Consider the following 22480-nt stretch of genomic DNA (forward strand, 5'->3'; position numbering starts at 1 on the left):
CAAGTTCAACAGTTTTTTCACGCCGCTCACCTACACTTTCTCCCGCACGTTGCTGCCGAACAGCCCCGACGGTTTAACGATAAGGATGATGATTAACAGCGCAAAGGCTACGGCGTCGCGGTAGAGGGACTGGCCGTATCCGCTGACGAGGGCCTCGATAACGCCGAGGGACAGTCCGCCCACGAAGGCCCCAGGGATGACGCCGATGCCGCCGACGACGGCCGCGACGAAGGCTTTCAAGCCAGGCATGATGCCCATGTAGGGGTTGATGGCGTTATAGTAAATCCCCACCAGTACGCCCGCTGCCGCGGCCAACGACGACCCGATGGCAAAGGTGGCGGAGATGGTGTTGTCGACGTTAATGCCCATCAGCATGGCCGCCTGGGTGTCGTGGGAGACGGCCCGCATCGCTTTGCCGGTCTTGGTGTAGTGGACGATGTACTGGAGCAACAGCATCAGCAACACTGTGACGACCATGATGACGATCTGCCGGTTGGTGATGACGACGCTGCCGTTGAAGAAGTGGTACTGCACCTCTTGGAAGACGTTGGGGAAAGTGCGAATTTTCGCGCCGACGGCCAGAACACCGCCGTTTTCGAGGAAGAAGGACACCCCGATGGCGGTGATCAGGACGGCGATCTTCGGCGCCCCACGCAAGGGTTTATAAGCGAGCCGTTCGATGACGACCCCCAGGATCGCGCAGACAACCATCGAAATAACAAGCGACGGAAGGAATCCCCATCCCTGGGTCGTCGCATAAAACCCTACATACGCTCCGACCATGTACACATCACCGTGGGCGAAGTTGATCAATCGGATGATGCCATACACCATCGTGTACCCCAGCGCGATGAGAGCATAAATGCTACCCAGGGAGAGGCCGTTGATAAGTTGTTGAATAAATACTTCCACGTCTGTCAGCCCCTCCTTTGTCAGAATGGAAAGGGGGAGAACTCCCCCTTTCCTTTTTAAATTAGCGGTCACTTGGGAGCCTTTGATAACGATTGCTCAGGCGCTTTTTAATTGCGATTACTTCGGAGCCACTTTGTCCTTGAAGGTCTGCTTGCCGTCTTTCATCTCGATGATGGCGGCTGCTTTGATCGGGTTGTGCTGTTCGTCATAGCTGATCTTGCCGGTGACCGTCTGGACGTCCTTGGTGGCGGCCAGGGCCTCTTTGATCTTGACGGCGTTGGGTTCGCCGGCGCGCTTCAGGGCGTCGACCATAATCAGGGCGCCGTCATAGCCGAGCACGGCCATGGAGTCGGGCACATCGCCGTACAGTTCCTTATAACGCTTGACGAAGTCAACAACCAGGGGATCCGTGTCTTCAGAGGAGTAGTGGTTGGAGAAGAAGGTGTTGTTCAGGGCCGCCGCGCCGGCAATCTCCGTCAGTTTCGGCGAATCCCAACCGTCGCCGCCCATGATCGGCATGGTCATACCCAGTTCGCGGGCCTGCTTGACGATCTTGCCGACTTCTTCATAGTAGCCGGGGACGTAGAGCACATCGGGGTTCTTGCCGCGGATCTTCGTCAGCGTCGCCTTGAAGTCCTGGTCGCCCGTTACGTAGCCTTCATCGGCGACGATCTCGCCGCCGCCTTTGGCGAAGGACTCTTTGAAGAACTGGGCCAGGCCCTTCGAATAGGGGGCTTGGTTGTCGGTGAGCACGGCTGCCGTATTCAGTTTCAGGTTATTCAAGGTGAAGTTGGCCATGACCGTTCCCTGGAAGGGGTCGATGAAACAGGCGCGGAAGATGAAGTCGTTCGTCTTCTTCGTGTTTTCATCGACGGTCACCTTCGGGTTGGTGGCCGACGTGGAGAGGACGGGGATCTTCTTGTCCATGGCCAGTTGGACCATGCCGAGGGTATCGCCGGAGGTGGTGCAGCCCAGGATGGCGACAGCCTTTTCGGAGTTGATCAACTTGGTTGCCACGTTCGTCGATTCAGTGGCCTCGGACTTGTTGTCCAGGACGACGAATTTGATCTTCTTGCCGTTGATGCCGCCTTCGGCGTTCACCTTGTCAAAGACCATTTTCGCGCCGTTTACAGCGGCTTTGCCAAAGGTGGCTTGTCCACCGGACAGTTCGAAGTTGCCGCCGATCACAAACTCATTGGCGACAGGCGCATTGGCTGCTGTATCTTTGCTCCCTCCGCCAGAACAGGCGGTCAGCAGGCTGGCCGTAACAACGAGGGACACAGCCGCCACAAAACTTTTTTTCCACTGCACGAACGTGACCTCCCCTTTCATTTTCCTACACAAACATATGTCCGGATAAATTATGTCCTCAGGAACCACTCGCCGGAACCTATCTCGCGCCACCTCCCCTGTCCGGCCGGGTCCGCATCGGCTTAGAATCCCCTTGCAGTGATAGAGAGAACAACCGCTGGACATAAAAACAAGGTCGGGCGCAAACTTCCGTCGTCATGTTGACGGCGAACGTCATTGTCCGACCCCGTCGTAGGGAGCTTTCGGGGAATCCTCTGCCGCTGGACTGCTTTCACTGGTGAATCTTGTTGATGATTTCACCGGTAACCATAGCTGCAACCATTACACCTATTGCAATTGTACTTCTGCGTACATTTCCCTGTCAATGAAGAAAAAGACCCGGAAGAACCTTGTTGCTCCCGGGTCTCTTCTCCCCGGCAGGGTGATGAACGAACAGTGATTACTGGGCTTTAAGCTTGGAATGGACCGTTTGGAGGCCGTCTTTCAGTTCGACGATGACGATGTCTTTCACGGGGTCATGGTTTTCGTTGAGGGTGAACTTGCCGGTGACGGCCGGGAAGTCTTTCGTCGCCGCCAGGGCTTCTTTGATCTTCTGCGGTTCGGCGCTGCCGGCCCGCTCGATGGCGTCGACGAGCAGGCGGGCGCCGTCATAGGCAAGGGCGCCGAGGGCGTCGGGAACCTGGCCGTATTTTTCCTTGTAGGCCTTCACAAAAGCCTGGACGGCCGGATCGGGATCTTCGGGGGTGTAGTGGTTGGTGAAGAAGCAGTTGTTCAGGTTGTCCTTACCGGCCACTTCGGTCAGTTTCGGCGAATCCCAGCCGTCGCTGCCGACAAAGGTAGCCGTGATGCCAAGGCCGCGGGCCTGTTTGACGATCTTGCCAACAGCTTCATAGTAGGCCGGCAGGTAGATCACGTCGGGGTTTTTGCCCTTTACCTTGGTCAGGATGGCCAGATAGTCGTTGTCGTTCTTGTCAAAGGCCTCTTCGCCGGCAATGGTTCCGCCGCCGGCGGTGAAGGTTTCTTTGAAGAACTTGCCGAGGCCTTTGGAGTACTCATCGGCCTGGCTGACGAGGACGACAGCGTTCTTGGCGCCTTTTTTGAGGGCGAATTCAGCGGCCGCCTTGCCCTGGAAGGAGTCGAGGAAGCAGGTCCGGAAGACGTAGTCGTGGACCTTGCCGGTCTTCGGATCGACGGTGACATCAGGGTTGGTGGCCGTCGGGGTGATGACGGGCACCTTCTTGTCGTCGGCGAAGGTGACTACGCTCAGGGTGTTGCCGGAGGTGACGGGGCCGATGACGGCGGAGACCTTGTCCTGGGTGACCAGGCGGGTGACGACACTCAGCGACTCGGCCTTGTCCGACTTGTTGTCATACTTGACGATCTTGATCTTCTTGCCGTTGATGCCGCCCTTAGCGTTCACTTCATCGAAGTAGAGCATGGCGGAGTTCAGAGACGACGTCCCGTATGTAGCAACGTCCCCCGAAAGCTCGAAGTTCGCCCCAATCAGAATCTCATCGCCCGCTTGTCCTGGCGCCTTGGCCTCTTTTGACTGCCCCGAGCAGCCGGCCAGCAAGGCCAGGCTGAGCACGACGCCCAGGCCTTTCAGCCATTTGCTTTTACCCATTTTTCTCCTCCTTCAGTTGCCAATCTTTAAGCGATTGACGATCTTAGCACTAATTATAGGGTTCGACAATCTGTCCGTCAATAAAAAACAATGTCCGATCCACAAGAACAATTTGGCCTTTTTATGTCAAAAACGGCCGTAAACGGTAGAAATTGATGGATAAACGCATTAGAAACAGATTTCACAACCGTCATCGCTTCTCCTGATTGTTGGACTTTCTCGGCCTGTCCCCCTGCTGATTGCAAAAAATGCCGCCAATGTGACGGAAAGTTCCAACCGTCGCCATTGGCGGCATTCTATTGCTTGTTCCCGGTGCTCCTTGCAGAGAATGATTATACTTTGGACAGGTCGAGGAGGCTCCCCACCGGCGCCACAGGCAGATCGGGCTTGAAGAGCGCGGCCTCGCTTTCAACGGTCACCATGGGCGCGCTGATCGGCGCGGGGTCCGGTTCGGGGCCGTCAAAGTCGCTCCCCTCCCTCCGGCTGGGCAGTTCGATCACCTGGGAAGCGATGGAGGATGGCTCTTTCTTCACGCCCTCACTGCGGTACTCTTCCAACAGTTCTCCGATCCCCTTGAACAAGGCCTTATCCCCATAGACATACCGCATCATGCTGGGCACCTCTGACTTGATCGTGGTGATGGTGATGTCCTTCCCTTTTTCCTCCAGGGAACGCAACTGCTCAAAGACGGTGTGGCGGATTTCCTCATCGGTCGTCCCCCAACGGATGCGCGGGGCTTTGGCCTTTTCCTCGGTCTTTTCCTTTTTGCGGCTGCGGGGTCGCCGGGCGGCGCCGCCCTCACCGCTGCCGGCGCTGTTTTCGGCTGAACCCGGCGCGGCCAGGTTAGGGGCGCTCTCCGACAGGTCCGTCAGGATTCCCTGGCCGGGGATTTGGGGGATGTCGGGCGTGGTCGGCATCGATTCAAGTCGTTCGCGTATGGTCTGCAGTTCCGTTCGGACCGGTTCGAGCGCCTTTTGCATCATCGTCTCCGCCATCGTGAAGGCGGCTTCCAGCGCCTGGCGGTAGCGACGGTACTCCTCGTCCAGCGTCTGCAATGCCTTTTCCCGTGTCGCTACGTCATTGGGGAAACCTGTCATCACAACTCACCCTCCATCAACACAAGGCGGCTTTTCCGAATCTGTTTACCGGCTTCCGTCGCCTTGAGTTTGTTCGTATTTTGGAAATAGTATATGCCTCCTTGAAATATTCAATACATAATGCAATCAGAAAAAAGTCAAAAGACCCCGGGATAGGCGTCCCGGGGTCGAATATCCCACTTATTTCCTTTTTCGTACGCTGCATGTCCCTTTCCCCGCCTCCGCCCACGCTATTTTGACTCTACGCGGAGGAATAAAGAGACCTGCTTGCAGGGTTATTTCCGTCTATTATCCTCGGCTTACCGGATGCTGACCTGCATATTGCGCAGCCAGAGGTCGACCTGGGCCAGGTAGGCATAGAGTTGGGGCAGCCCCATCAGTTGGCCGAACCAGGGCAGGTCGGTCGTCACCGCGTCAGCCGTCGCCAAGGCGCGCACCTTTTCGACGTCGATGAGCGGCAAAAGGGGCGAGGCGGGGTCATCGAGGATCTCTGTCAACCACTGGCGGACGGCGGCCGTGTAGGCGGGGTGGTGAGTTTTCGGGTAGGGGCTCTTTTTGCGCCAGAGCACATCTTCCGGCAGGATGCCCCGCAAGGCGCGGCGCAGGATACCCTTCTCCCGCCCTTCGCAGGTTTTCATCGCCCAGGGGATGTTCCAGACATACTCGACGATGCGATGATCGCAGAAGGGAACGCGCACCTCCAAGCCATGGGCCATGCTCATGCGGTCTTTGCGGTCCAGCAGGGTGGTCATAAACCAGTTGATGTTGAGGTAAAACATCTCGCGCCGGCGCGCCTCTTCCGCGTCTTCTCCCAGCAGGCGCGGCACCTCGGCCAGCGTCTCCTCGTAGCGCCGCGCCATGTAGGCCTCGGGCTGGATATATTGGCGCATCTCCGGCGCGAGCAGGTCCGCCCGTTCGGCGATGCGGCGGGACCAGGGAAAGGTGCCGGCGTTCAGCAGTTCAGGCCGGTGGAACCAGGGGTAGCCGCCGAAGACCTCATCGGCGCATTCGCCGGACAGGGCCACAGTGGCGCCTTTTTTGATCTCCCGGCAGAAGAGATAGAGTGACGATTCCACATCGACCATGCCAGGCAGGTCCCGCGCCCACAGGGCCGGCTTGAGGGCGTCGACCAGTTCGGGCGTATCGATGAGCACGTCGTGATGAACGGTGCCGAGGTGGGCGGAAACGCGCTTAATCCAGGGGGCGTCGGCGTTGGGCTGGAAGGCGCTCGGCCGGAAGTAGATGTCGTTGTCCCGGTAGTCGATGGAGTAGGTGTCCAAGGGGCCCAGTCCGTCTCGCGCGTACACGTGGGCGGCCACAGCCGTTAGGGTGCTCGAATCGAGACCGCCCGACAAGAGGGTGCAGACGGGCACGTCGGAGACCAGTTGCCGCTCAATCGCGTCGAGCAGCAGTTCCCGGACCCGCTCCGTCGTCTGTTGCAGGTCGTCTTCATGGGGCCGGCTTTGCAGCGTCCAGTAAGGCTTTAGCCGCAATGACCGGGCATCAATGGTGAGCGCATACCCGGGCCGCACTTCCTGGATGCCCTTGAAGACGCCATGGCCGGGCGTGCGGGCCGGAGCAATGGCGAAGACCTCGGCCAACCCCTCGGCGTCCAACTCCGGCCGGATGTCGGGGTGAGCCAGCAGAGCTTTGAGTTCCGAGGCGAACAGGATGGCGCTGCCCCGGCGGGCGTAAAAGAGGGGCTTGACGCCCATGCGGTCCCTCGCCAGGAACAGGCGTCGCTCGGCCTCGTCCCAGACGCCGAAGGCGAAAATGCCGTTGAACTTCTGAACACAATCCTCACCCCACTCGATAAAGGCGAGGAGCAGCACCTCCGTGTCCGAGCGGGTGCGGAAGCGGTGGCCGCGCGCCTCCAACTCCTGCCGCAGTTCCGGCGTGTTGTACAGTTCTCCGTTATAGGTCAGCACGTAACGCCGCCCGCCCACCTCCCGGATCATGGGCTGGATGCCGCCGATGAGGTCGACGACACTCAGCCGCCGGTGGCCGATGAGCGCCTGCGGCGAGATCCATGTCCCCGAGGCGTCAGGGCCGCGATGGTTCAGCGTCTCCACCATCGCGTCCAAAATGGCTCCTTGTTGGGAGAGGTCGGCCTCCCAGTCGACCCATCCGACGATACCACACATGGCTGTCACCCTGCTTTCTGAAATTGATTTTCATTTTCATTAGGCTTGGTGCAGTATATGTTACGACCTGTCTGGCGGTTCCCCGCCGTGGCTTTGACATATTATGTGGAAAGGTGGATTTTGCGCCTGTCTAATAAGAAAACCCCGGCATCGCTGCCGAGGTCTTGATCGTGTCTGTTTGTTCAGCCTTGTTTGATTCGGCCTTGCCAGGTTTTTAAGCGGTTGGACAATCGCAAATGCATACCAGTACTACCAAGATATCCGTATCAAAGGGTATAAAAAGCCGTTGACCGGGATGACCGATCAACGGCTAAAAAACATATGACGCATACGGTGTATGTGTAAGGAAAAGCCCGGGTGTATTGGCGGAGCGAGCGGTTTGGGCGGAGCGGCGTCGTGAGCGCCGGTTGCGAAGCGGATCAGCGCGCCATCGACATGCAGAAAAACCCCAGAGAGTTTTGGCGCGCCCGCGCAGCAACCCAGCGAACAGCCGCGGAGCCCTTAGCGAGCGGAGCCAATACACCCCGCTTTACATCACTGCAACAATATACTTTAGGCGGAAACCTGGCCGTACAACCGCCCCTTCACCTTCCCCCACCGCCGTTTGAGCCCCGCTTTCCAATCCTCCATCAGGGTGTACACAACAGGGATGATGACGAGGGTGAACAGGGTCGATGAAACCAGACCGCCGATGAGCACCACGGCCATGCTGGAACGTGATTCGCTCCCCTCGGTGAGGGCGAGCGCCGAGGGCAGCATGCCGAAGACCATGGTCACCGTCGTCATGATGATCGGACGGAGCCGCGTCTGACCAGCCTCGATCAGCGCCTCTTTCAGGGAACGCCCCTGTTCGCGCAGGGTGTGGGTGTAGTCGATGAGCAGGGTGCCGTTTTTGGCGACAAGACCGTCCATCATGATGATGCCGATGAGCGAGAAGATGTTCAGCGAGTTTTTCGTCAGCGCCAGGGCGATCAAGGCCCCGGCGATGCCCAAGGGCAGCGACAGCATGCGGATGAAGGGCGTCATGTAGGATTCGTAGAGCATGACCAGCACCATGTAGACAAGGACGATGGACAAAGCCAGAGCGGCGACCAGTTCACCGAAAGAATCCTTCATGCTTTGAGCTGAGCCGGTAAATTTGTAGGATACGCCATGAGGCAAGCCCTTGGCCTTGATCTTGTTGTCGACCTCCTTAAGGAAGTCGTCGAGGACACGGCCCTGCAATCCGGCGGAGATGGTGATCGTCCGCTGCCGGTCGGCCCGGCGGATCTCCGTCGGCCCGGCGCCGATGCCGATCTGGGCCACCTGCTGCAGTTGGACGGGGTTGCCGGCGTTGTTGGTCAAGGTCAGGGTGCGCAAGGCGTCCAAGTCAGACTTGTTCAGCCGGTTGATCCGGACGGTGACGTCGTGTTCCTTATCGCCGACGCGGTACTTGGTGGAGACATTGCCGTTCAGGGATGTACGCAGCGTTTCGGAGATGTCCTTGACCGAAACGCCCATGTAGGCCGCTTTCAATCGATCGATGGAGACCTGGATCTCCGGCTGGCCGACCCGCCAGTTCGAGTCGGTGTCGCGAGAACCTGTCGTAGCGGCGACGATCGCTTTGATGTCGTCGACGGCGGTGATCAGTGTTTTCGGATCCGATCCGGAGACCTCGATCTGCACGGGATAGCCGGAGCCGGAGGCCATGGAGTCGCTCTCGGTCACGGTGATCCGCCCATCCGGAAAATTGACGGCCCACTGGCGGATTTGTTCGGACACGTCCCAGACGGACCGTTTCCGATTTTTCTTGTCGACGAGGGAGACGCCGATGCGGCCGATGTTTGAACCGGCCGATCCCATGCCGATGCCGCCTGTCGAGCCGAGGGAGGTCTGGAAGTAGCGGATCTCGGGGATCGTCTGCAGGTACGATTCGATGGTTTTTAGCGACTGGTCCGTCTTCTGGATCGGCGTGCCGATGGGCAGTTCCACGTTCACCGTGACGTCGCCCTGGTCGGTCCGCGGCGCAAATTCAAAGCCGATCAATTTGAGGGGGATGAGCGCCGCCGAGGCGAAGAAAAAGAGGACGCCAACGGCGATGACTTTTTTGCGGTGGCCGAAGGACCATTCGAGGATGCGCAAGTAGCGGTCGCGGAAGCGGGCCGCGTAACGGTCCACCGGTGTGAAGAAGCGGGCCGACAACCTGCGCATCCCTTGGTACCAGGAGACGCCGGCCAGCGGATGGAGCCTTTCCCCGCCGCCATGGGGCTTCATTAGACGCGATGCCAGCAGCGGCGTCAAAGTGAAGGAGACGAAGAGGGACATCAATGTGGCGAAGACGACCGTCAGGCCGAACTGGCGGAAGAACTGGCCGACCATGCCGCTCATGAAGGCGATGGGCGCAAAGACGACCACGTCGGAGAGGGTGATGGCGATAGCCGCCATGCCGATCTCGGAACGGCCGTCGAGGGCCGCCTGCCTCGGGCTTTTGCCCATGGCCAGGTGGCGGTGGATGTTTTCCAAGACGACGATGGAGTCGTCGACGAGGATGCCGATGCACATGGCCATCCCCATGAGGGACATGACGTTAAAGGTGAAGCCGGCGAAGTACATCCCCGCCAGCGTCGAGATGAGCGACACGGGGATGGCGATGAGGACGGAGACCATGGAACGCCAGTCACGCAAGAAGAAGAGCAATGCCACGCTGGTCGTCAGAATGCCTTCCAGGATGTTGGAACGGGTGCCGTTGACGGAGAGCCGTATGTACTGGGAAAAATCGCGGGCGATAATCAACTGGGTGTCGCCGGGAAGCTCTGTTTTCAGGGTTTCGATCTCTTTTTTGACGCGGTCGCCCACATCGACGAGGCTGGCGTCAGACTGTTTGAAGACCATCAGGGCAAGAGCCGGCTGGCCGTTTAGGCGAGTGTACTCGCGAATCTCCTTGTAGGTGTCGGATACTTCGGCGATCTGCCGCAGGGCGATGGTCTTGCCGTTCGCCATGGGAATCTCCAGGTTGCGGATCTCCTCGGCGGAGTGAAACTGGCCGAGCACGCGGACCATGTACTCCGCTTCCGGGCGGTCCAATCGGCCGGACGGTTCGTTCAGGTTTTCCGAATCGAGGCGGCGGGTGACCTGATTGATGGAGAGCCCGTACCGCTCCAACTTGGTCCGGTCGATGTTGATCTGGATCTCCCGTTCCTGGCCGCCGGAGATGGTCACCTCGGCCACGCCGGGGATCTTCTGCAAGCGCTCCTTGATCAGGTCCTTGGCCATCTCGTTGGCCTCATAGAGGGGTCTTGATGAACTGAAGGCGACGGCGGCCACCGGCAGGGCGTTCATGTCCCGTTTGATGACGACCGGGTCTTTTACATCCTCAGGGAGGCGTCCCTTGATCGAGTCCACTTTTTTCTGCACGTCGATGGCGGCTTGGTTGGCGTCAGCGGTCAGTTCAAACTCGATAAGGATGGTGGCCCGCCCTTCGACAGAGACAGAGGTGAGTTTCTTCAAACCAGCCAGGGACGAAAGCCCTTCTTCCATAGGCTTGACCACCTGGGTCTCGATCTCCTCGGCGCCGGCGCCGGGATAGGCCGCCGATACGGTGACAAAAGGCGTATTCAGGGCGGGGTACAACTCGACCCCAATGCTCCGGTAACTGTAGAGGCCGATGACAACAAAAAAGAGAACGACCATCGTCATCATGGCCGGTCGTTTGAGGGCCAGTTCCGTGATACGCACCGGGTAAAACCTCCTGCGAAATGCCGAATAGGGCCGACCGGTCGGTCGGTCGCGATGGTTTTATTGTATCACAGGGATTCGCCTCGATCACCGAAAAAGGGCGAAAAGATCGCCAAAGATCAAAGGTTTTTCCATCCCTGACGGTAAACAAGGGTTTTGACGCGGCAGGTCGAATAAAAAACGAAACGCAGAAAAGAAAGGAACAGGCCGATGAACAGACTTGCCGAACCGCCGCGCCGGTTGTTGATGGGAAACGAAGCCATCGCCTGGGGCGCCATCGAGGCCGGCGTCCGAGTGGTGGCCGCTTATCCCGGCACGCCGTCGACGGAAGTAACAGAAAACATCCTGCAGCATGCTGCTGATTATGGCATTTACGCCGAGTGGTCCGTCAATGAAAAGGTGGCCCTTGAGACGGCCATCGCCGCTTCCTGGACGGGCGACCGGGCCATGGCCTGCATGAAACAGGTCGGCCTCAACGTTGCCTCCGATCCCCTGATGACCCTGACCTATCTGGGCGTGAAAGGCGGCCTCGTCCTGATCGTCGCTGACGACCCGGGACCGCACAGTTCCCAGACGGAGCAGGATACGCGCCTTTTCGCCCGCTTCGCCAAGCTCCCTGTCCTCGACCCGGCCACGCCGGCAGAAGCCCGGGAGATGGTGAAAGCGGCCTTTCAATTGTCCGAGGACCTACAGGTCCCGGTCATCGTCCGACCCACCACCCGGACAGCCCATGTCTGCCAGGATATGCCCTTTTCCCCGCCGCCCAAGCCGGCTCTCCCTCTCCCCCCGGTCCGCTTTGAGCGCGACCCCGGCTGGGTGATCCTCCCGGCCCTGTCGGCCAAGCGCCACCGCCGGCTGAACGCGATCCAGGATGAGGTGCGCCGCTGGTTTTTGCAGAGACGCTTGAACGGGATAACGCCCACCTGGGACGAAGGTGAATCGGTTTCCCCTACCGCCTTGGCTGGTTGCGCCAACAAGGCCAAAGACCTCGCCATCGTCGCCGGCGGTGTGGCCTATAACTACGTGCAAGAAGGGCTCGACACCCTTGGCGTCTCCATCCCCGTCTATAAGGTCGGCGCCCCTGTTCCCCTGCCCGCCGCGCCCATCCTCGATTTCCTGCGCGGCAAAACATCGGTGCTGATCGTCGAGGAACAGGAGCCGGTAATCGAGGAGCAGTTGACCGTAGAGGCCTACCGGACCGGCTTTGCCCTGTCGATCATCGGCAAACACTCGGGTCACCTCCCCCGGGAGGGGGAATTCAGCACCGATCTGCTGTTGCCCCTGCTAAGACGCTTTGTCACCGATTCGATCCATTGCAACCGATCGCCTGCGCACTCTGCCTCGGCTGCTTCGATTGCCCAGGCGGCTCAGGGGAGGTCTGCCGATGCGGCAGCTTCGACTGAACCAGCGATTACGACGATACCGGCAGCTTCGAACAAATCGGCGGCTACGTCGGAGACAGCCAACTCGGCGGTTACACCGGCCCTCCCGTCTCCGCCGCTGCGCACCCCCATCCTCTGCGCGGGCTGCCCCCACCGCAACAGCTTTTACGCCTTCATCCAGGCAGCCCGGAGCCGTGACGCCCTCTTCACCGGCGACATCGGCTGCTACACCTTGGGCGCTATGCCGCCCCTGGGGGCCGCCGACACCATCGTCTGCATGGGCGCTTCAGTGGCCATGGCAGCCGGCTTTTCCCACATCGAGCCGGATCGTCCCCACATCGCCTTTTTGGGCGATTCGACCTTCTTTCACTCGGGCATCCCGCCGTTGATCAACGCCGTCTACCAGCAGGCCCGGATGACCCTCGTCGTGCTGGACAACCGGACGACCGCCATGACCGGCCACCAGCCTCACCCCGGCCTGGGCCGCAAGGGAACGGGCGAGACAGCGCCGACCATCGACATCGCCGCTGTCGCTCGCGGCTGCGGCGTCGAATGGGTGAGAACCGTTGACCCCTATGACATCCCGGCCACCATCGCCGCCGCCCGGGAGGCTCTGGACTATCCCGGCGTTTCTGTCATCATCGCCCGGCGCGACTGCGTCAACCTCGTGCGCCGTTCCACCCCCTATCGGATCGACGCAGAGGCCTGCCGACGCTGCGGCCTCTGCCTGCGCAAGTTCGGCTGCCCCGCCCTTTATGAGGTGAAAGATACGGGCGGAGAAGCTGGCGACAAGGGACAAATGGGCAAACCGGCTGTCGCTATCGCCCGGGAAAAGTGTTTCGGCTGCGGCGCTTGCGCCCAGGTCTGTCCCTGGAAGGCCATTTCGCCGGAGGTGGAGTCATGAAAACCTTTAACCTGATCATCGCCGGTGTCGGCGGCCAGGGCGGCGTCCTGGCCTCGCGCGTCTTTGCCGAAGCGGCGCTGGCCGCCGGATACAAGGTCCGCACATCGGAAACGATCGGCATGGCCCAGCGGGAAGGCTCTGTCATCAGCCATGTCCGTGTCGGAGAGCGCCTCTGGGGCGCCCTGATCCCTGACGGCGCCGCCGATGTCCTCCTTAGCCTGGAACTGGCCGAGAGCCTCAAGGGTTGGCCGAAGCTCGCGCCAAAGGGTCAGGCTGTCATCAACCGCCGCCCGATCATCCCGCCGGCGGCCTCTCTGGGTTTGACCCGCTACGACGAAGGGGCCATTATCGAGTTTTTACAACAACAGGGACAGCGCGTCCACTTGATAGACGCCACCGCCGCCGCTTTGGAGACAGGCAACGCCAAGACGACCAACATGGTCATGCTCGGCGCCCTGTCGACACTGCCCGGCCTTCCCGTCACCGCCGAACTGCTCTGGCAGGCGGCAGAAGATATCCTGCCGGCCCGTTTGCGCGAGATCAACCGCCGGGCCTTCCTGGCCGGTCGCAGCCTGGGGTCTTGTGCCGGAACAGCGCCTTTGGTATCCTAAAAAATAAGGTGTTAGGTTCATTTCTGACGCACGGGATCATTGAACCGCATGAACACATGAACATTCATGGAAAGGTCATGGAGCCGAGCCGAGATGCCTGAGAGGCACCTGAGCGTAATTGGGCAATTGAACAATTACGCAACCGAGCACCTGAGCAATGGAGACCCACCTGAGCCAATCAGTAGAGCTTGAGAGGAGAAGAGAAACATGACCCCATCTGCCGTCGCCTGTGAACAGGCGGATATGCGCCGTCCCATCGATTTTGAAGCTATCGCGCAAAGCCAGTTTCCCCAACTGGTGCAAACAGTTCGTCGCGCTTATCAGGGGAGTTCCTTTTACCGGGAGCGTTTTCAAGCGGCCGGGATCGTCCCCGAGGATATCCGCTCCATGGACGACCTCGCCCGTCTGCCCTTTACCACCAAGCAAGACCTGCGGCAAGCCTACCCGCTGGGCCTGATGGCCGTCGATGAGGAAGAGGTTGTCCGCATCCACTCTTCCTCCGGCACGACAGGCAAACCAGTCATCGTGCCCTACACCCGAAAGGATGTGGACGACTGGGCCGTCATGATGGCTCGCTGCTTGGAAACGGTCGGCGTTGGCCTCCGCGACCGTGTGCAAGTGACGCCAGGCTACGGCTTATGGACGGCCGGCATCGGCTTTCAAGCCGGCGTGGAAAAGCTGGGGGCCATGACAATTCCGACCGGCCCTGGCAACACGGACAAGCAGTTGGAGATGATGACCGACCTGAAGACATCGGTGCTCATCGGCACCTCCTCCTACGGTTTGCTGTTGGCGGAAGAAGCGGAACGCCGGGGGATCCTGGAACAGATCCAACTGCGTCTCGGCGTCTTCGGCTCCGAACGGTGGGGCGACAAGATGCGCCGGCGCATCGAGGAGATTTTCGGGATCGAGACCTTTGACATCTACGGCCTGACGGAGATCTATGGACCGGGCATCGCCATCGACTGCGCTTGCCACGAGGGCCTTCACTTCTGGTCTGACTACCTCATCTTCGAGGTGATCGACCCGGAGACAGGCCATGTCCTCCCGCCGGGCCAGGAAGGCGAACTAGTGATCACCACCATCGCCAAGGAAGGCATGCCCCTGATCCGCTACCGCACCCGGGACATCACCACCATCGAGACCCACGCCTGTTCCTGCGGCAGCCCTTTCCCGATGATCCGGCGCGTGCTGGGACGGACCGACGACATGATCAAGATCAAAGGGGTCAACATCTACCCCGGCCAGATCGACCATGTCCTCAAGCACACCCCCGGCGTATCCAGCGAATACCAGATCGTCCTGGAGCGGGTGGACAACAAGGACCATATCCGCATCCGCGTCGAGTTGTCCAACGGGCACCAGCCGGAAGAGGTGGCCCGCGCCTGCCGCAAAAACATCAAGTCGGTCATCGGCATCGTCGCTGATGTGGAAGTCCTCCCCCATGGGGGGCTGCCGCGCAGCGAAAAGAAGACGAAGCGGGTCTTCGATCACCGCTACGATTATCTGGAAAATCCGTCCAAAACATAAGAACCTTTTTCCAAAGGCCTCCACGTCTGACTGGAGGCCTTTTTCTTTTCGCGGTGCATACTAGAAGTATGCGAAAAGAATTGATTTCTTCCACACAGGTTTTTGCGCTCGCCACCATCTTTTTGCTGGGATCGTGGATCATTTTGACGCCCTCGTCACGCATCACCAAGCAAGACGCCTGGGTCGGCTCGCTGCTGATCGGACTCCCTGCCTGCGGCTACGCCCTCTTGCTCTCTGCCGTCAAAGACCTCTATCCCGGTGAAAACCTGATCGGCCTCTCCAGAAAGGCCTTTGGCCGACGAATCGGCTCCATTCTCGCTGTCTTTTGGCTCTGGTTTCCTTTGCATTTGGCCGCGCTGGTGTTGAACAACCTGACCACCCTTCTCATGTACCAGATTTACCCTACTGCTACAACCATCTCTCTCTCCTTGCCGCTGACTATCGTTGTCGCCTATGGCGCTGCCTTAGGTCCGGAGGTCATCGCTCGCTTTGCCCTGCTCCTCTTGCCGCTGATCATCGCCGGCTTGTTGGCCATTTACGGGTTGGCAATCCCCCTCTTCGATGTGCACCGCCTGTTCCCCCTCTTGGAAGCGCCGACAGGGGACTTCCTCCGCCAGGGATTGGCCGGCTTCTCTTTTCCCTTCGCCGAGATGATCCTCCTCTTCCCTTTTCTCGCCCATGCCCCCAAAAACAGGAGCCTCTTGCGACCGCTCCTCTACGCTGTTATCCTCTCGACGCTGCTCTTTGCGCTCCGCGACATGATCGTCATCGCCGTCTTTGGGCAAGCAGAAGCCGATACGCTCCTTTTTCCGCTCTTCAGTGTCGTGCGCCACGAAGAGCTAGGCGTTTTTCTTGATCGCCTGGATGTGGCGTTCATTCCCATCTTTTTTTTCTCATCGCTGATCAAAAGCATGATCTGTTTCTATAGTTTTATTGAACATCTGACCGATTGGCTCAGCACAAAGGATCGCTCACTCTTGATCCCACCGGCGGCGCTGTTGACCGTGGGCCTCTCCTTATTTGTCTATGAACATCTCCTCGACGTTTTTGACTTTGTCAATAAAGCCTACGCCCTTTACCTGCTTCCCTGGGCCGTTGGGTTTCCCCTCGGGGCGCTTATCCTTGGCTACCGGAAGAAGACGAAGCCAAGCCAATCGTAAAGCCTTTCGCCAATGGGCATGTACAATTGACCGATCCAGCGCGTCGGGTGAAGCAGCGGCTCTCCCATCTGGCTGCCGATCAGGGTGTAGTAGAACCCCGTCACCAGCATGAAAACATAGATCCCTTTCGTCGTCCTAGAGGCCTCTTCGAGGGACTTTCCCTGAACAAGAAGCATCAGGCCGGCAATGCCAAGCAGGAGGATGATCACCGTTCATCCCCCTGTTTCGCTTTTTGATTCTCCGAGATGACGCCCTTGTCGATGGTCCCTACGTTGGAAAGACGGACATTCACATTGACGTCCAGCGTGATCTCTCGCAACCGTTGGGACCATTGCTCTTTTTCTTTCCTCCAGATCTCAGGGTAGAACGCCTTCAACTCTCGGCTAAACCCGAATAGGTCTGTTTCGGACTGTTGCGCTTGGTTCCAGGCCGCGAGCACATAGTGGCGTGCTTTTTCCGACGTCATCGCCTCCAACTGTTTCACTCTGTCTTTGACCAGCGGCGTTTCGCAATGATACTCCATCAATTTGCCGCTGGCGGTAATCTCGATTCGAAAAGCAGGGATCCCACCGTTATCGTGCATCTCTATCCTCCGGCGGATCGATGAAAGGACGACGGTGGCCTGTCCAACTGCTTCTTCATCCATGCAATCCAACAAAACAGGCGCTACGGCCTTCTCCTTGGCTCGAACCAACAGGTAGCCTCGCGTCTCCTCTTCATTCAACTGACCGCGCATGCGAAAATCACGAACCATGGCGCCGCCGCTCACGGCTGGGACGGCATAGGACTCCAGCTTTTCTTCCTTTTTTCCTTTCATGGACTCTACAGGGGTGGGCTTGTCCTTGCGCAAGTACGGAAAAAGAACGCCCGTCTGCGGTTCATAGGAGGCCAGGATCAATTCGCCCATTCGCAAACGCGTCGTTCCACCCCATTCGCGGTAGTTTTCGATCATGCGCCATGTCTCCTGGGCAATGTTCATCTCAAATTCCGGCGCCAAGACCATGTAATCGCGGGCACTGCCTTCCGCAATCGCCATATTGGCCCCCTTGCGCACTTCTATATTGCGGACCAAAAAGTCAACGATATCCTTCATGTCTTCTTTGGCCGCCTCCTCACCGATAATATAGGTCCTTGCTTGATGCCAGCTGATCGGACCGTCCACACGTCGTCGCAGCTTCAGCGAGGCGTCCATCATGCTCTCCCCTTCGACGGTAATGAGCCAGAAAGGATTCATCTTCTCGCTTTCCACACCAATCCGGGCCGGGGCCTTGAAGAATTGCGCCGTCAACTGGCAACGCCCTTCCTCCACCTTATCAATGCCAACGGCGATGATGAAGGCCACTCGGTCCAATTCCTGTTTCTCGCCGCAGCCTGCGACTAGGGGCGACAAGAGAACTGCAAGCAGCAAGACATGGAGCATGCCCAGCCCCCTGCGTGGCTTACTGATCCCCATCGTGCCTCCCCTCCACCCCTCCTTTCGGAAGGCGCACCATTTGATTCAAGGGCGTAAATGGCCGCCTTTTGTCAACGGGAAGGCTGTATAGCCCATCTGGAGCCATCAAGGCCATCCTCCTTCGCCCGGCGCTTTTGCCGATTCGTCTTGTATTGTAGGAAGGCGCCAAATAGTCGTCCCGCTTTGTTATCGTCCAAAGGGGAAAGCGCAACAACTTTGATCGCAACGCGAGCGGTTCTAGTGGGGATAGGGGGCTTAAATAGGGGACCCCAAAGGATCGGATGCCACAGAGGTGCAAGAGCAGAAGCGACAAGCCGCAGAGCAACCCGAGGACGCCCAAGGTGCCGCCCAGCAAAAGCAGTGGAAAGCGAAGCATACGGAAGGCCTGGGCTTGATTGAAAGCAGGGATGGCAAAGGAGGTGATGCCGGTGATGGCAACAACAATGACCATCGCCTGTGAGACGAGCCCGGCTCGAACAGCCCCCTCACCGATGACTAACGCGCCGACAATGCTGACGGCCTGTCCCACTGACCGTGGCAAGCGAAGCCCCGCCTCCCGCAACAATTCGAAGATGCTCTCCATAATGAGCGCCTCCATTAATGCTGGAAAGGGGATCCCGGCCCTGGAAGAGGCAATGGAAAACAACAGGAGACTGGGGAGCATTTCCGGGTGAAAGGTTGTCAAGGCCACATAGATGGAGGGAAAGGCAAGTGAAATAAAGGCGCCGAGGTAGCGAAGGATCCGGGTAAAGCTGCTAAAGTAGTATCGTTCATACTGGTCTTCTGGGGAATGAAAAAACTCGATAAAGGTGCTTGGCGCAATCAGGATCGACGGAGAGCCATCGACGAGAATGACAAATCGCCCGTCAGCCAGCGCCGAGGCGGCTACATCGGGCCGTTCGGTATGGGCTATCTGCGGCAATATCGAGATGGGATGATCCTCGATCCATTCTTCGATCGTGTTGCTGGAAGCCACTTCGTTAATATCGATATAGGCCAGTCGTTCTTTCACTTCGGCCAGCACCCGCTGGTCAATGACCCCTTCGATGTAGAGGAGGGCGATTTTCGTCAGTGAAATTCGCCCCACTTCCGTAACCTCCACCTTGAGCGAACGGCTGTTCATGCGCCTGCGGACCAGGGCGATGTTCTCGTATAGGTCTTCCACAAATCCGTAGTGTGGGCCGCGCACCACTTGTTCCGATTCGGGCTCTTCCGGGGAGCGCCCTGTCTTTTTGGGGATACGCAGGGCGTATATGACTGCGGCTCCGTCGACGAACAACAGCGCTGCGCCAAAAAGCAACTCCTTCGTCGCCTTATTCCAATGGGTGATAGCGAGTACTGATCCGCCTGTCAATAGTTCCTCTTCAAAGCGTTTCAGGCGATCCGAAAGGGCCGTTGGCATGATGTCAGCTGAAGCGCGATCTTTTTGCAGGGACATGATGATCCGATCTAGTCGATGCATATCTGTGACCGTCACGAGAAAGACCAGGGCAACAGGTGTGGATTGTCCATCCATGTCCACATGGAGGCGACGGATCCGCAGGTCGTCGCTTCGTTCGAAATCAGCACGGAGCTTTTGGATATTTTTTTCGATGTCTGTAAGGACTCTTTCGCTCCTTAACGGCTGCCGCTTTTTTCGCTGCAAATTGCCCCATCCTTACCCATTATTCCGCTCCGTCGCTTGTTCCACAGATCTATTATCTCTTCTTGTTTGAGTACTTACACAAGCACCATTTGCGGTAATAGGGACGCCAAATAACCGTCCTAACCGCCTGAGCCAAGGCGGGTGCGAGTATTCCCCGGCGCTCCGCCGGCAACCCAGCGCTGCTCCAGCCAAACCACCGCCTGGTACATGACAGCCGCCATCAGCGCCAGGATGACGATGCTGGCGATGACAAGGGTCAGTTGAAAGACCTGGCCGCCATAGATGATCAGGTAACCCAGTCCGGCCTTGGAAACAAGAAATTCACCGACGATGACGCCGACCAGGGTGAGACCGATGTTCACCTTCAGGGCGGCCACGATGGTCGGCACCGACGCCGGCAGGATCACCTTGCACAGGATATCCCAACGGGTTCCACCGAAGACACGGATGAGCTTCACATACCCTTCAGACACCTCGGTGAATCCGGCATAGATCACGGTAATCGTAGTGATCACTGATATCGTTAGGGCCATCGTCAAGATAGCGCCGACGCCGTCGCCCATCCAGACGATGAAGATCGGCCCTAGGGCAATTTTTGGGGTGCTGTTCAACACAACCAAAAAGGGATCGGCCAAACGAGCCAGCGCGGGAAACCACCAGAGCAGGATGGCGACTCCCAGGCCCAGAAGCGTGCCCAGAAGAAAACCGGCCACCGTCTCGCCGACAGTGACCCCAACATGATGCCAGAGTTCACCCTCCTTCGCCACTTTCGCCAACAGCGCAGCCACCTGGCTGGGCTTGCTGACGAGGAAGGGATCGATGATACGCAGGTCGGCCAGGACCTCCCAGGCGACAAGCGCCGCTGTGAGCAATCCCGCCTGGATGAGCATGATGAGCCATCTTTCTCTGCGCAAACGCCGCAGGTACTCCTGGCGGGGAATCGTCGACACGGCTCATCCCCCTTCTCTCTATCCCCGTCAACATGTTTCACGTCCAGGTTCCGTCGAGTTCCCGTTCGCATTTACGGCAACGTACGCTTTCAATTCCGCCCAAACGGCGTCGACGTACTCATTGAAGCGCGCCGCCTTACGGGCCAGCCAGGGCCCAGGTCGTTCGACGCCAAAATCTATGACCAGTTCCCGTTTTATCTCGGCCGGCCGGGCGGACAGCACGATCACCCGGTCGCTCATGGCTACCGCCTCGACTACATCATGAGTGACCAGGATCGTCGTCCGCCTTGACGCCCGCAGTGCCCGCCAAACCTCTTCCTGGATCGTCGTCCTCGTCTGGTAATCGAGGGCAGAAAAGGGCTCATCGAGCAAAAAGATCTCTGGTTCGACGGCCAGGGTGCGCACCAGGGCAACCCGCTGCCGCATCCCTCCCGAGAGTTCCTGGGGATGATGGTGTAAAAAATGCCCCAAACCATAGTTTTCGAGGAGAGCCTCTACCTTTTTTTCCCGCTCCGTTCTAACTTCCTTCATTAGCTCCAACCCGAGCAGCGCATTTTCCCGGACTGTCCGCCAGGGTAGGAGATAATCCTGCTGCAGCATGTAGCCAACCCGAGTGCTGTGCAAGCCTGCCCGTTCACCGCTGACCAGGATGTCTCCGGCAGTAGGCTTTAAAAGTCCGGCGATCAGCGAGAGGATGGTGCTCTTGCCGCAACCGCTCGGGCCGACGATGGCCACAAACTCTCCAGCAGCGATGCCCAGATTGATTCCCGCCAAAGCCGGAATTTCCCCCTTCGGAGTCTGGTAAGTGACCGAAACATCCCGCAGTTCCACGGCCGGAACAACGCCTGTTCGCTTTCCCCCATCCTGCGTCATCGCCCTGCAGCCCGCATGACCTCTTCCGCGATATCTTTACGGATCATGGTCTCCTCGGGAATGCGCTGTTTCAACTCTCCTGCCGATTCAATGATCGACTGGAGATAGTCGAGCCCCCCCGGTTGCATGCGCGGATCAGCAGCCCAACTCTCCTGCTGGTGATACCGCTCTACCGCTTTTCGAACGACTGCGCGTTCGCTGCCCTGGAAAGAGGGCAAAATGGTGTCGGTGATCTCGTCGACGCTCTGGGAAACCGTCCACTGCTGAGCCCGGTAGATGGCGCGCGTGAAAGCCAGCACCGCCTCGCGGTTTTTATTGATGTAGTCCTCAGAGGTCATAAAGACGGTGTAGGGGATTTTGCCCGACTCGACGCCCAGAGAAGCGACGACCTGACCGGCGCCGGCCTGTTCCAGTTCCGACACGGTAGGTTCAAAGAGGGCCACATAGTCGCCCGTTCCCGCCTGGAAGGCGCCAGCTGTGGCGGTGAACTGGATGTTCTGAATGATCTTCACATCCTCAAGGGGCTTGAGGCCTTTTTGCTTCAGCACGTACTCCAGCACCATCTCCGGCACGCCGCCTTTGCGGGCGCCGATGATCGTCTTGCCTTGCAAGCCTTCCCAGGAGAAGCCTTGTCCCGGCCGGCCCACCAGGAAGGAACCGTCCCGCTGTGTCAGTTGGGCAAAGCAGAGGATTTTTTTGTCCAGACCCTGTTGGAGCGTGTAGATGATCGTTTCCGGCCCGATCAGCCCGATGTCAGCCTGATCAGCCACCAGCGCTGTCATCGCCTTGTCGCCGCCCCAGGCGGTGCTCATCTCGATGTTCAGGTTCTCCTCCTGGAAAAAGCCTTTGTTGAGAGCTACATACAAGGGCGTATAAAAGACGGAGTGAACCACTTCGCTCAGACGGATCGTCGCCGGCCCGCCGGCTTTGTGTTGAGTTGCCTGTTGGGACGCGCAGCCAGCGAGGATGAGGCTGATGATCAACAGACCGGCCAGCAGGCGGCCCAGCCAAGTCGCATGCATCTGCTTCAAAGAGATACCTCCTTTTTGGTATTTATGTTTATTCGCCAAGCCATCTCCTGTTCCAGAATCCCCTCCCCTCCAGGCAAATATTTCTCATCCCTCATCTCTATGCGACGGAACTACAGCTTATACAAAAAAAACCGCCTCT

16 protein-coding genes are annotated in these 22480 nt (G+C 58.6%); 4 read left to right on the forward strand and 12 right to left on the reverse strand.

Going from position 1 to position 22480, the window contains the following annotated elements; translation table 11 throughout:
- Window positions 1-30: 30 nt before the first annotated feature.
- The 6 genes from GTO91_RS00530 to GTO91_RS00555 all read right to left on the reverse strand — a co-directional run bounded on the left by GTO91_RS00530 (window position 31) and on the right by GTO91_RS00555 (window position 10802).
- Window positions 31-912 carry a branched-chain amino acid ABC transporter permease gene (locus GTO91_RS00530; protein ID WP_161253240.1) on the reverse strand — a complete coding sequence of 294 codons (882 nt, stop codon included), beginning with the start codon at window positions 910-912 and terminating at the stop codon, window positions 31-33.
- A gap of 117 nt (window positions 913-1029) precedes the next feature.
- A complete protein-coding gene (locus tag GTO91_RS00535) occupies window positions 1030-2223 on the reverse strand; it encodes an ABC transporter substrate-binding protein (protein ID WP_328793698.1) in 1194 nt (397 codons plus the stop codon).
- A gap of 439 nt (window positions 2224-2662) precedes the next feature.
- Window positions 2663-3847 carry an ABC transporter substrate-binding protein gene (locus GTO91_RS00540; RefSeq protein WP_161253246.1) on the reverse strand — a complete coding sequence of 395 codons (1185 nt, stop codon included), beginning with the start codon at window positions 3845-3847 and terminating at the stop codon, window positions 2663-2665.
- A 332-nt stretch (window positions 3848-4179) separates the two neighbouring features.
- A complete protein-coding gene (locus tag GTO91_RS00545) occupies window positions 4180-4947 on the reverse strand; it encodes a hypothetical protein (RefSeq protein ID WP_161253249.1) in 768 nt (255 codons plus the stop codon).
- A gap of 296 nt (window positions 4948-5243) precedes the next feature.
- Window positions 5244-7088 carry an asparagine synthase (glutamine-hydrolyzing) gene (asnB, locus tag GTO91_RS00550; RefSeq protein WP_161253252.1) on the reverse strand — a complete coding sequence of 615 codons (1845 nt, stop codon included), beginning with the start codon at window positions 7086-7088 and terminating at the stop codon, window positions 5244-5246.
- Between the two features lie 552 nt (window positions 7089-7640).
- Complete coding sequence (locus GTO91_RS00555; RefSeq protein WP_161253256.1) at window positions 7641-10802, reverse strand: efflux RND transporter permease subunit; 3162 nt, start codon at window positions 10800-10802, stop codon at window positions 7641-7643.
- Window positions 10803-11012: 210 nt separating this feature from the next.
- Between GTO91_RS00555 and GTO91_RS00560 the strand changes: the two genes are divergently transcribed.
- The 4 genes from GTO91_RS00560 (at window position 11013) to GTO91_RS00575 (ending at window position 16389) form a co-directional block, all read left to right on the forward strand.
- Window positions 11013-13088, forward strand: a complete 2076-nt coding sequence (locus GTO91_RS00560; protein ID WP_161253259.1) for a thiamine pyrophosphate-dependent enzyme — start codon at window positions 11013-11015, stop codon at window positions 13086-13088.
- Window positions 13085-13699 (forward strand): indolepyruvate oxidoreductase subunit beta, encoded by a 615-nt coding sequence (locus GTO91_RS00565; RefSeq protein ID WP_161253261.1) that lies wholly within the window; start codon window positions 13085-13087, stop codon window positions 13697-13699. The genes GTO91_RS00560 and GTO91_RS00565 overlap by 4 nt, the downstream gene beginning before the upstream one ends.
- A 207-nt stretch (window positions 13700-13906) precedes the next feature.
- Entirely contained in the window at window positions 13907-15229 is a 1323-nt protein-coding gene (locus GTO91_RS00570; protein ID WP_161253264.1) for a phenylacetate--CoA ligase family protein, read from the forward strand.
- A 68-nt stretch (window positions 15230-15297) separates the two neighbouring features.
- Complete coding sequence (locus GTO91_RS00575; protein WP_161253267.1) at window positions 15298-16389, forward strand: GerAB/ArcD/ProY family transporter; 1092 nt, start codon at window positions 15298-15300, stop codon at window positions 16387-16389.
- Here the strand turns inward: GTO91_RS00575 and GTO91_RS00580 are convergent.
- From GTO91_RS00580 to GTO91_RS00605, 6 genes are all read right to left on the reverse strand, one after another.
- Window positions 16356-16598 (reverse strand): hypothetical protein, encoded by a 243-nt coding sequence (locus GTO91_RS00580; RefSeq protein ID WP_161253270.1) that lies wholly within the window; start codon window positions 16596-16598, stop codon window positions 16356-16358. The two genes, GTO91_RS00575 and GTO91_RS00580, sit on opposite strands and share 34 nt — an antisense overlap.
- Window positions 16595-17842, reverse strand: a complete 1248-nt coding sequence (locus tag GTO91_RS00585) for a Ger(x)C family spore germination protein (protein WP_161253273.1) — start codon at window positions 17840-17842, stop codon at window positions 16595-16597. Before GTO91_RS00585 ends, GTO91_RS00580 begins: the two co-directional genes overlap by 4 nt.
- Complete coding sequence (locus GTO91_RS00590; RefSeq protein ID WP_161253276.1) at window positions 17829-19487, reverse strand: spore germination protein; 1659 nt, start codon at window positions 19485-19487, stop codon at window positions 17829-17831. The genes GTO91_RS00585 and GTO91_RS00590 overlap by 14 nt, the downstream gene beginning before the upstream one ends.
- 119 nt (window positions 19488-19606) lie before the next feature.
- Window positions 19607-20437: an ABC transporter permease gene (locus tag GTO91_RS00595; RefSeq protein WP_456318568.1), complete on the reverse strand. Its 831-nt coding sequence runs from the start codon at window positions 20435-20437 to the stop codon at window positions 19607-19609.
- A 27-nt stretch (window positions 20438-20464) separates the two neighbouring features.
- Window positions 20465-21310 carry an ABC transporter ATP-binding protein gene (locus GTO91_RS00600; RefSeq protein ID WP_161253279.1) on the reverse strand — a complete coding sequence of 282 codons (846 nt, stop codon included), beginning with the start codon at window positions 21308-21310 and terminating at the stop codon, window positions 20465-20467.
- Window positions 21307-22332 (reverse strand): ABC transporter substrate-binding protein, encoded by a 1026-nt coding sequence (locus tag GTO91_RS00605; RefSeq protein WP_161254058.1) that lies wholly within the window; start codon window positions 22330-22332, stop codon window positions 21307-21309. The genes GTO91_RS00600 and GTO91_RS00605 overlap by 4 nt, the downstream gene beginning before the upstream one ends.
- Window positions 22333-22480 lie beyond the last annotated feature (148 nt).

This window comes from Heliomicrobium undosum (assembly GCF_009877425.1).
In the GTDB taxonomy this organism is placed as follows: Bacteria; Bacillota; Desulfitobacteriia; order Heliobacteriales; family Heliobacteriaceae; genus Heliomicrobium; species Heliomicrobium undosum.

Coding starts and splice junctions, on each gene's coding strand:
- GTO91_RS00540 (WP_161253246.1), bottom strand. CDS start 3,847: ATGGGTAAAAGCAAATGGCTGAAAGGCCTGGGCGTCGTGCTCAGCCTG.
- asnB (WP_161253252.1), bottom strand. CDS start 7,088: ATGTGTGGTATCGTCGGATGGGTCGACTGGGAGGCCGACCTCTCCCAA.
- GTO91_RS00560 (WP_161253259.1), top strand. CDS start 11,013: ATGAACAGACTTGCCGAACCGCCGCGCCGGTTGTTGATGGGAAACGAA.
- GTO91_RS00565 (WP_161253261.1), top strand. CDS start 13,085: ATGAAAACCTTTAACCTGATCATCGCCGGTGTCGGCGGCCAGGGCGGC.
- GTO91_RS00570 (WP_161253264.1), top strand. CDS start 13,907: ATGACCCCATCTGCCGTCGCCTGTGAACAGGCGGATATGCGCCGTCCC.
- GTO91_RS00575 (WP_161253267.1), top strand. CDS start 15,298: ATGCGAAAAGAATTGATTTCTTCCACACAGGTTTTTGCGCTCGCCACC.
- GTO91_RS00585 (WP_161253273.1), bottom strand. CDS start 17,842: ATGGGGATCAGTAAGCCACGCAGGGGGCTGGGCATGCTCCATGTCTTG.
- GTO91_RS00600 (WP_161253279.1), bottom strand. CDS start 21,310: ATGACGCAGGATGGGGGAAAGCGAACAGGCGTTGTTCCGGCCGTGGAA.
- GTO91_RS00605 (WP_161254058.1), bottom strand. CDS start 22,332: ATGCATGCGACTTGGCTGGGCCGCCTGCTGGCCGGTCTGTTGATCATC.